12 protein-coding genes are annotated in these 9297 nt (G+C 51.1%); 5 read left to right on the forward strand and 7 right to left on the reverse strand.

Annotation, left to right across the window (positions count from 1 at the left end; translation table 11 throughout):
• The 5 genes from D6694_01780 to zapD all read left to right on the forward strand — a co-directional run.
• A partial coding sequence (locus D6694_01780; protein ID RMH47525.1) for a type IV-A pilus assembly ATPase PilB occupies positions 1-958 on the forward strand: 958 nt, incomplete at its 5' end.
• A gap of 4 nt (positions 959-962) precedes the next feature.
• On the forward strand, positions 963-2234 hold the full coding sequence (locus D6694_01785) for a type II secretion system F family protein (GenBank protein ID RMH47526.1): 1272 nt from the start codon (positions 963-965) through the stop codon (positions 2232-2234).
• A 20-nt stretch (positions 2235-2254) separates the two neighbouring features.
• A complete protein-coding gene (locus tag D6694_01790; GenBank protein ID RMH47527.1) occupies positions 2255-3154 on the forward strand; it encodes a prepilin peptidase in 900 nt (299 codons plus the stop codon).
• Positions 3154-3762, forward strand: coding sequence for a dephospho-CoA kinase (locus D6694_01795; protein ID RMH47528.1), 609 nt, complete (start codon positions 3154-3156; stop codon positions 3760-3762). Before D6694_01790 ends, D6694_01795 begins: the two co-directional genes overlap by 1 nt.
• Positions 3762-4508: a cell division protein ZapD gene (gene zapD / locus D6694_01800; GenBank protein RMH47529.1), complete on the forward strand. Its 747-nt coding sequence runs from the start codon at positions 3762-3764 to the stop codon at positions 4506-4508. The genes D6694_01795 and zapD overlap by 1 nt, the downstream gene beginning before the upstream one ends.
• Before the next feature lie 5 nt (positions 4509-4513).
• Here zapD and D6694_01805 read toward each other — a convergent pair whose 3' ends face one another.
• The 7 genes from D6694_01805 to D6694_01835 form a co-directional block, all read right to left on the reverse strand.
• On the reverse strand, positions 4514-4912 hold the full coding sequence (locus tag D6694_01805) for a ClpXP protease specificity-enhancing factor (protein ID RMH47530.1): 399 nt from the start codon (positions 4910-4912) through the stop codon (positions 4514-4516).
• 29 nt (positions 4913-4941) lie between these two features.
• A complete protein-coding gene (locus D6694_01810) occupies positions 4942-5568 on the reverse strand; it encodes a stringent starvation protein A (GenBank protein ID RMH47531.1) in 627 nt (208 codons plus the stop codon).
• 78 nt (positions 5569-5646) lie between these two features.
• On the reverse strand, positions 5647-6354 hold the full coding sequence (locus D6694_01815) for a cytochrome c1 (GenBank protein ID RMH47532.1): 708 nt from the start codon (positions 6352-6354) through the stop codon (positions 5647-5649).
• Positions 6354-7568, reverse strand: a complete 1215-nt coding sequence (locus D6694_01820; protein ID RMH47533.1) for a cytochrome bc complex cytochrome b subunit — start codon at positions 7566-7568, stop codon at positions 6354-6356. The genes D6694_01815 and D6694_01820 overlap by 1 nt, the downstream gene beginning before the upstream one ends.
• A complete protein-coding gene (petA, locus tag D6694_01825; GenBank protein ID RMH47534.1) occupies positions 7568-8170 on the reverse strand; it encodes a ubiquinol-cytochrome c reductase iron-sulfur subunit in 603 nt (200 codons plus the stop codon). The genes D6694_01820 and petA overlap by 1 nt, the downstream gene beginning before the upstream one ends.
• Positions 8171-8332: 162 nt before the next feature.
• Entirely contained in the window at positions 8333-8908 is a 576-nt protein-coding gene (locus tag D6694_01830; protein ID RMH47536.1) for a superoxide dismutase [Fe], read from the reverse strand.
• A gap of 133 nt (positions 8909-9041) precedes the next feature.
• The coding region (locus D6694_01835) for a hypothetical protein (protein RMH47535.1) at positions 9042-9297 on the reverse strand (256 nt) is incomplete at its 5' end.

A 9297-nucleotide genomic window follows, 5' to 3' on the forward strand; every position in this document is an offset into this window, starting at 1 on the left:
TGCGGAACGGCGGGTTCCGCAAGACGGTCGTGTCAAACTCCGACTGTCTAAAAACCGAACCATTGATTTCCGCGTGAGTACATTGCCGACGCTGTTTGGTGAAAAAGTGGTCATGCGGATTCTGGATCCCGAATCCGCCAAACTCGGCATTGACGCGCTAGGGTATGAGCCGGAACAGAAAAAGCTTTATTTGGAAGCTTTGCATAAACCGCAGGGGATGATTTTGGTCACTGGCCCCACAGGTTCAGGTAAGACGGTGTCTCTTTATACCGGGGTGAATATCCTCAATACCCCCGAACGCAATATTTCGACCGCAGAAGACCCGGTAGAAATCAACTTGCCTGGCATCAACCAAGTCAATATCAACCCGACACAGGGTCTCACCTTTGCATCCGCACTGCGCGCGTTTCTTCGCCAAGACCCGGATGTCATTCTGGTGGGTGAGATTCGCGACCTTGAGACCGCCGAAATCGCCATTAAAGCGGCGCAAACCGGGCATCTGGTGCTCTCGACGCTCCATACCAACAGCGCTCCAGAAACTCTGACACGTTTGCTGAATATGGGGGTGGCGCCGTTCAACATTGCCACCACGGTCAATCTGGTGATTGCTCAGCGTCTGGCACGACGACTATGCACACATTGCAAACGTCCCGCTGACGTGCCTCGCAATGTGCTTCTAGATTTCGGCTTCCGCGAAGACGAAGTGGACAACCTCACAATTTATGAAGCTGTTGGTTGCGATAAATGTACAAACGGGTATAAAGGAAGGGTAGGTATTTATCAGGTCATGCCCGTGACAGAAAGCATTTCGCGCCTGATTATGGAAAACGGCAATGCCATTCAGATTGCCGATCAGGCAAAAGCGGAAGGCATTCCCGATTTACGCGCGTCAGCGCTTGAGAAAGCACGACAGGGTATCATCGACTTGAAAGAAGTCAATCGCGTGACACAGGATTAAATCTATGGCCGTAGAAACAAAGCGTAAAACAAGGACAGCCGTCAGCCGACCAGCCGCCCGAAAGCCAGCGGAAAAACTCAAGACGTTCGTCTGGGAAGGGACCGATCGGCGGGGTAACAAGGTGTCCGGAGAGCTGCCCGCTCCGAACATGGCCATGGTCAAGGCACAACTTCGCAAGCAAGGTTTTACGCCCACCAAGGTCAAACCCAAAGGCATTGAATTATTTTCGGGCCGCAGCAAGCCCGTCACGCCCGCCGACATCGCGGTGGTTTCACGTCAGCTCGCCACGATGGTCAAAGCTGGTGTGCCCATTGTGCAAGCACTTGCTATCATTTCTCAAGGTCACGAAAAAGCCTCCGTCCGTGATCTTGTGGCCCAGATCCGCGCCGATCTCGAAAGCGGCGCCGCCTTCCATGAAGCGCTGCGGAAACACCCGCGTCAATTTGATGAACTTTTTTGTGACCTCGTACAGGCCGGCGAAGCATCAGGCAAACTGGAAGATATGCTGGCCAGAATTGCGCTCTACAAAGAGAAAACCGAGTCACTGAAGAAGAAAATCAAAAAGGCGCTGTTTTACCCCGTCGCCGTCATCATCATGGCGATCATTGTCACGGCCGTATTGCTCATTAAAGTGGTCCCCACTTTTGCCGATCTATTCAAGGGGTTCGGAGCCGATTTGCCCGCCTTCACGCAGCTTGTTATCAATTTGTCGAATTCATTACAGGAGTCTTGGTTCTATTATTTCGCCGGAATCATCGCACTGATTTTCGCCCATAGGGAAGCGAGCCGTCGTTCGAAGGAATATCGAGATTTCATCGACAAATTGCTGCTCAAAATACCGATTATTGGTGAGATTATTGAGAAGGCAGCGATTGCCCGCTTTGCCCGCACGCTGTCCACGACATTCGCCGCCGGCGTGCCGCTCATGGAAGCCCTTGATTCTGCCGCTGGCGCCTCCGGCAACGCACTGTTTCGCGATGCCATCCGTCGCATTCGCGACGATGTGGCCACAGGCACACAGCTCAATGTGGCCATGCAAATGACCAATGTTTTTCCCAATATGGTCGTGCAAATGGCGGCGATCGGCGAGGAAGCTGGCTCACTCGAGCATATGTTGGCCAAAGTGGCTGACGTCTATGAGGAAGAAGTGGACAATGCGGTCGATTCGCTCAGTTCCCTGATCGAGCCTCTCATCATGGCAATCTTGGGCGTGCTCATTGGTGGTCTGATTGTGGCAATGTACTTGCCAATTTTCCAGATGGGTCAAGTCATTTAACCAGAGAACACGATTCGCCCATGTTTGATGCTTTGCTGACCACCCTCCAAAACACACCGTCGCTTTATGCGGCGGTTTTGTTCGTGTTTGGGCTTTTGGTGGGGAGTTTCCTGAATGTCGTGATCTTACGTTTTCCCAAGCGACTCTTTTGGCAATGGGCGCAAGATGCCAAGGAACATCTCACGACAATGGGTTGTCAGGTTCACTGCCCAGATGAACTTCATAGCCCACCCGCCGGCCTGGTATTGACGCGCTCGCATTGTCCGAAATGCGGCCATCAGCTTGCTTGGTGGGAGAACATTCCTTTAGTCAGTTGGGCCATGCTCAAAGCTCGATGCCGTCAATGCCATAGCGCGATTGGGTTGCGCTATCCACTCGTCGAACTGATCACTGGTCTCATCTTTCTTTCGGTGGCACTGCACTATCCACCTTCGATGCAATCACTTTGTTTGTTGTTTTTCTCAGCGATGCTGATTGCGTTGTCGGGCATTGATATCGATCATCAAATTCTTCCCGATCCCATGGTGTATATTTTGCTGTGGTTTGGGATAGTTGCGTCGTATTGGGGTTGGCTGGACCTTTCGCTACAGGATTCTGTGCTTGGCGCATTGATTGGCTATCTATCGCTATGGTCGTTTTATTGGCTATTTAAAATCGTCACAGGCAAGGAAGGCATGGGATACGGTGATTTCAAACTATTTGCCGCGCTTGGCGCCTGGATTGGCCCAACACTACTGATACCGACCATTATTCTTGCTGCGTTGCTGGGCACCGTGATCGGCGTAACTGGTATGCTTCTTTTTAAAAAACAAAACCGCATTCCATTCGGCCCCTTTCTCGCTGCCGGAGGTTGGGTGAGTTTGTTGTACGGTCACACACTCATTCACGCCTATCTCCGCTGGGCTGGTTTAGGTTTTTAATGATGCAACAACGAATTGTTGTGACTGGGGGCATTGCCTGTGGCAAGTCAACCGCGGTCGCACGCCTTGCTGAGCTTGGTGTGCCGGTCATCAGCGCCGACCTTGTGGCGAGGGCCATTGTCGCGCCGGGGGAAGCCGGTCATGAGGCGCTCAAACAGCTTCTGGATACCTCATTTTTTCAAACGGATGGCACCTTAAACCGAGCCAAATTGCGGCGCGCGATTTTCACCAATCCACAATTGAAACAAAATGTCGAGCATACACTGCATCCAATGATCCGGAAAACCATGTTGACCCAAGCGACCCATTGCTCGGCGCCCTATGTTGTGTTAGATATCCCGCTTTATGCGGAAAGCGAAGCACGAGTGGAATGTGATGCGGTCTGGGTCGTGGATTGCCCGCATGACATTCAATTACATCGGCTGATGCACCGCGATGCGATTGATGAAGAATTGGCGAAAAAAATGATCGCTGCACAAGCCTCACGTGAAAAACGGCTCGCGCTGGCCAGTCAAGTGATTGATAATAGCGGTAGCCTGAAAGACTTAATTGCCCAAGTCGACGCTTTGCACGCAAAAACACTCACCCATTTGGCAGAGTCGCTGTGATGAGTACAGTTGTTTACGAATACCCGACCAACCAAACGACGCGGAAGTTCCTGCGCTTGGAGCAGTTATTTCACACCATTGGTCAATTGATTGAAGTGCAGACACCAGCCACACATAAGGCTGCCTTGTTCCGATTGTCAGAACTGATTGACTTTTTTGATCGCAATGATGTCAAAACCGATCTCATTAAAGAACTTGAGCGCCAGCACCAGCTCCTCAGTCGGCTGGCCGACAGTCCCGCAGTCGATAGCGCCAAGCTCAATTATTTTACCAATCAAATGGAGAAACTATCTGCCAGCCTGGTCCAAATGGGGCGCCCAGGCGATTTGTTGCGACATGATCCCGTGCTGGCCGCCGTTCGACAAAAATGGAGCCTTGGCGGTGCCTGTTGTCCAGTGGATTCGCCTTTGCTCTACCACTTCCTTGCCCAGCCACCTGAAGTCATTCAAAGCAGGCTTCATGAATGGCTGCGAAAAACACGTTGTCTTCGAACCTCTGTCAATGTGATTCTCAAGCTCTATCGTGAATCTGGTGAGTTTAAAACCGTACTGACCCAGCAAGGTCGGTACCAAACGGAGATGGACGCCAGAGTGAAGTTGGTCATCGTCCGCATTCCGGCCACCGTCCCCTTTATTCCGGAGGTCAGCGTTGGCACACACCGCATGACCTTGAATTTAAATCCCGTGGGCAATGCCTCAGTCAGTGACACCGAAGTGCAGTTACAGATTGCGAAATGCAGGGCCTAGTCAGTTTATTTGATGACTTTAAGCGTTGGTTTATTTTTTCCCGTCTTGGACGCCGATGATGCCTGTTCCCCTTGGCGGTCTGGCGGGGCGATTGGTGCTTCTGCCGGAAAAACCAGTCCATCACCGTTTTCTCTCGCGAAAATTGCCTGCACAGCGCTAAGTGGAACTACAACGTGCATCGGCTGACCGGAAAACCTCGCATCAAAGGCGAGATGCCAGTCGTCCATTTCCCAATTGCGGACCGCCGAAGGCGATATGTTCAAGACAATACGGTTGTCCCGAACATACGCCTCGGGCACCACGACGCCATCAACCGATGTATCCACAACAATTTGCGGAGTGAGCCCACAATCCAGCATCCAGTCATACATCGCTCGAAATAGATATGGGCGTTTTGCCTTCATGTCACGCTTCTCCGCTCCTCACAGCGCTGTTAGCTGCGCATTTCCCGCTCTTCTTCGGTCAGACTGGCCCGGAATGAATCACGACTGAAAACGCGTTCCATGTAGTCACGAACTGCCTTCGTTTCCTTCCCGGACAACTCGATCCCCAACTGTGGCAGGCGCCATAAGAGAGGCGCCAAAGCACAGTCAACCAGGGTGAATTCCTCGCTCAGGAAATATGGGAAATCTTCAAACACCGGCGCCACCGTGATTAAACTCTCTTTCAACTCGGTACGTGCCGCTTCTGCCTGTTTTCCTCGACCAGTTTGAATTTGGTTGACCAAAGGGAACCAATCGCGCTGAAAACGATAGATCATCATCCGGGAACGCGCCCGAGCCACCGGATAAACCGGCATCAGCGGCGGGTGCGGAAAACGTTCATCTAGATATTCCATAATGATGTTTGGCTCGAACAGCACCAAATCGCGATCCACCAATGTTGGTACCGTGCCATAAGGATTGATTTCTTGAAGCTCATTTGGCACCTGGTCCCCGTTGACCTGTTCCACTTCGTACACCACACCTTTCTCTGCCAACACAATACGAATTTGGTGGCTCGTCATGTCACTCGGATTAGAGAACAGTGTCATTACGGAACGTTTGGCCACTACCGCCATAGCTCATACTCCATTTGCTTAATAAAGTAAAACGGGCTGACTCACCTCCGTTGAGGCGAGTCAACCCCTTCACTTGCATCAGTGAACGTCTTTCCAATACTCTTTCTTGAGGAAATAGCTCAACACAAAGAATACCAGCAGGAACAAAATGACATACACGCCAAGATGGATTCGATACGAACGCATCGGCTCGGCAGCGTATGCGAGGAAGTTGACCAGATCACGAACTGCCTGATCGTATTCTTCCGGCGTTAACTCGCCCTTTTTGATCTGAACGAGTTTACCATCCTCGCCTTTCTCATAAAGGCCTTGAAGTGGCTCCAAAACGTGGGGCATACCGACGTCCTTGAATACGGTGTTATTCACACCCCAAGGACGCGAATCATCACGATAAAAGCCCTTTAAATAGTTATAGAGATAATCAACGCCCTTAGCGCGTGCCATTAAGCTGAGATCCGGTGGTGTGGTACCAAACCATTTCCCGGCGGCTTCCGGATCCATGTTGATCCGCATCGTGTCACCGAGCTTGCCGCCAACGAACATCAAGTTCTTTTTCACGATATCCGCTGGAATTTTCAAATCTTCCACCAGACGCTCATAGCGCAGATATTTTAACGAATGGCAGCCTAAGCAATAGTTCACGAAAAGCTTCGCGCCATGTTGCAGTGATACCACGTTATCACGCTCAATGTTAGCGGGCTCCAAATGCATTTCCGTACCCGACGCACGCACAATGCCCGCCAACATCAGGGCGCTCACGAGAATCATCAAGTATTTCGTTTTCATCAGTGTGTCACCCTCTCTGGAACCGGCTTCGTCTTGTCGATACGGCTATACCACGGCATCAAAATGAAGAACAAGAAATAAATGGCCGTGAATATCCGTCCCCACAGTGCTTTGATAGGCGTTGGCTGTTGAGTGCCCAAATAGCCCAGACCAAAGAAGGCAATGACAAACAACGTCAGGGCCAACTTGGTAATCCACCCCTTGTAACGAATTGACTTGACGGGAGAACGATCAAGCCACGGCAGCAGGAACAACATCACAATGGCCGCGCCCATCAGCACCACGCCTGTCAATTTATGCGGGACAGCCCGCAAGATGCTATAGAACGGCGTGAAATACCATACTGGTGCAATGTGTTCCGGTGTTTTGACCGGGTCAGCCGGCAAGAAGTTAGGCGGCTCAAGGAAGAAACCACCGCCTTCCGGGGCAAAAAACACAACAGCGCAGAACACGATGAGGAAACCTGCCACCCCCATGATGTCTTTGACTGTGTAATAGGGATGGAACGGAATGCCATCCAAGGGAATACCGTTCTCGTCTTTCTTCTCCTTGATTTCAATCCCGTCCGGGTTGTTTGAACCCACTTTATGCAGAGCCACGATATGTAAAAACACCATGATGATCAGCGCCAAAGGCACCGCCACGACGTGTAGCGCAAAGAAACGGTTGAGCGTCACGCCAGACACAACGTAATCACCCCGCAGCCACACGCCCAAATCTTCACTGATGGCACCAAACAAATTGATGATGACCTGTGCACCCCAATAAGACATTTGTCCCCAAGGCAACAAATACCCCATGAAAGCTTCTGCCATCAGCAACACAAAAATGACCATGCCGAAAATCCACACCAGCTCACGCGGTTTTCGGTACGAGCCATACATCAAGCCACGGAACATATGCAGATAAACGACAATAAAGAAAGCGGACGCACCGGTCGAATGCAGATAGCGGATAAGCCACCCCCATTCCACGTCACGCATAATGTATTCGACCGAGTCAAACGCGCCTTCCGCCGACGGGTTGAAATTCATGGTTAACCAAATGCCCGTCAGCAACTGGTTAACAAGTACCAGCAGCGCCAGCGAACCGAAAAAATACCAGAAATTGAAATTTTTCGGCGCGTAGTATTGGGCCAAATGTTCGTTCCAGACTTTTGTCGCAGGGAATCGCGCATCCAGCCACTCTAGGAAGCTGTTTTTACCGGCAGACATCAGGCTTTACCTCCCTCGTGATCTTCGCCAACCCGAATCAGGGTATCTGTGACATAACGATGCGGCGGGATACCAAGGTTTTTGCCTGCTGGCACGCCTTTGAACACCCGGCCGGCAAAATCGAACTTGGAGCCGTGACATGGGCAAAAATACCCCCCAACCCAATCCGGCGATAAACTTCCAGCTTCCGGCATGTAGCTCGGCGCGCACCCCAAGTGCGTACAGATACCGTACATGACAATCAAGTCAGGCTTGATGGAACGAAATTCATTGCGCGCATACTCTGGCTGTTGTTCACGGTCTTCTGAATTAGGATCTTTCAGTTCACCCGACTTGGTCAGCTTTCTCAGTGTTTCTAATTGTTCTTCGCTGCGTCGCAACACATATACGGCCTTACCACGCCATTTCACACGCAACATTTGGCCTGGTTCCAATTTGCCGATTGCAACATCTACGGGTGCACCCGCGGCACGTGTGCGGGCACTTGGAGACCAGGATTTGATGAACGGCACTGCGGTAAATACCGCGCCCACTGCGCCCACGCCTGCTGTCGCATAGGTCAGCAACCGTCGACGGCTCTTGTTGACCCCATCATTCGCCATCTAACACTCCCCCATCTTGACAAAGTTGCGGCAAGGCCGCTTCGGGTATTGAAATGCCGTGAATCATAAATAAAACTCACAAAAACCACAAGCAAAAAGTGTTTTTTTGCTTTTATTTCAATGAATTAAAAAGGGCTGCCGAAGCAGCCCTTGAGTCATCGATTAAAGCTGACTGGCGACGAAATCCCAGTTGACTAGCTCAAAGAACGCATCCACATACTTTGGACGTGCATTGCGGTAGTCAATGTAATACGCATGCTCCCAAACGTCGCACGTCATCAGAGGCTTGAGACCATCCGTCATTGGGTTGCCTGCGTTTGAGGTGTTCACGATGTCCAGCTCGCCATCTTTGTCTTTCACAAGCCATGTCCAGCCTGAACCAAAATTCGTGGCCGCCGATTGTGCAAATGCGCTCTTGAAGTCGGCAAAGCTCCCAAATTTGGCCGTAATGGCCTCGGCCAATGCCCCGGTCGGCTCGCCGCCACCATTCGGGCTTAAGCAATTCCAATAGAACGTATGGTTCCACACTTGTGCGGCATTGTTGAAAATACCGCCACTCGACTGGCAAATGATTTCCTCCAGTGTCTTATTCTCGAATTCTGTCCCTTCAATCAGTTTGTTCAGATTTGCCACATAGGCCGCATGATGCTTGCCGTAGTGGTATTCCAGTGTTTCTTCTGAAATATGAGGTGCCAATGCATTTTTGGCATAGGGTAAAGGTGGTAATTCAAAGGCCATGACCTTGCTCCTTTTTATCGTTGTTGCTGGGTTGGCTTCACGTAGGTCAAAATGCCCACGCTCCATGGTTCGCAATATTATAGAGACTTCTGTCGTCAACACCAAAAGAAGATGACGGCGACACGCGGTCTTGTCAGTTTTGGCATGGGTCGTAATTTGGCCATGAGGAAATTTCAATGGCGTCCGGCACCAGTGATTCAATCACCCGGTCAATGTATGCCCCTTCCTCCAATCGATCGAGTGCTCGCGTGGCCAATGCGTCGTTCTGGGCAGCAAGCAGAAGCGCATCAACGCCTACCGAAGTGTAGAAATCATTCTCCTCATCTGAAAGGTTCTTGTGCATCTTGTTAAGTCGTTCAACCGCCTCCTGGTCGCCAAGTGCCTTGTAA

Source organism: Gammaproteobacteria bacterium, from assembly GCA_003696665.1.
Taxonomy (GTDB): domain Bacteria; phylum Pseudomonadota; class Gammaproteobacteria; order Enterobacterales.

What these genes read in the sequence shown, in the direction of transcription:
- D6694_01785 (RMH47526.1), top strand. Translation starts at nt 963, where the DNA reads ATGGCCGTAGAAACAAAGCGTAAAACAAGGACAGCCGTCAGCCGACCA.
- D6694_01790 (RMH47527.1), top strand. Translation starts at nt 2,255, where the DNA reads ATGTTTGATGCTTTGCTGACCACCCTCCAAAACACACCGTCGCTTTAT.
- D6694_01795 (RMH47528.1), top strand. Translation starts at nt 3,154, where the DNA reads ATGATGCAACAACGAATTGTTGTGACTGGGGGCATTGCCTGTGGCAAG.
- zapD (RMH47529.1), top strand. Translation starts at nt 3,762, where the DNA reads ATGAGTACAGTTGTTTACGAATACCCGACCAACCAAACGACGCGGAAG.
- D6694_01805 (RMH47530.1), bottom strand. Translation starts at nt 4,912, where the DNA reads ATGAAGGCAAAACGCCCATATCTATTTCGAGCGATGTATGACTGGATG.
- D6694_01810 (RMH47531.1), bottom strand. Translation starts at nt 5,568, where the DNA reads ATGGCGGTAGTGGCCAAACGTTCCGTAATGACACTGTTCTCTAATCCG.
- D6694_01815 (RMH47532.1), bottom strand. Translation starts at nt 6,354, where the DNA reads ATGAAAACGAAATACTTGATGATTCTCGTGAGCGCCCTGATGTTGGCG.
- D6694_01820 (RMH47533.1), bottom strand. Translation starts at nt 7,568, where the DNA reads ATGTCTGCCGGTAAAAACAGCTTCCTAGAGTGGCTGGATGCGCGATTC.
- petA (RMH47534.1), bottom strand. Translation starts at nt 8,170, where the DNA reads ATGGCGAATGATGGGGTCAACAAGAGCCGTCGACGGTTGCTGACCTAT.
- D6694_01830 (RMH47536.1), bottom strand. Translation starts at nt 8,908, where the DNA reads ATGGCCTTTGAATTACCACCTTTACCCTATGCCAAAAATGCATTGGCA.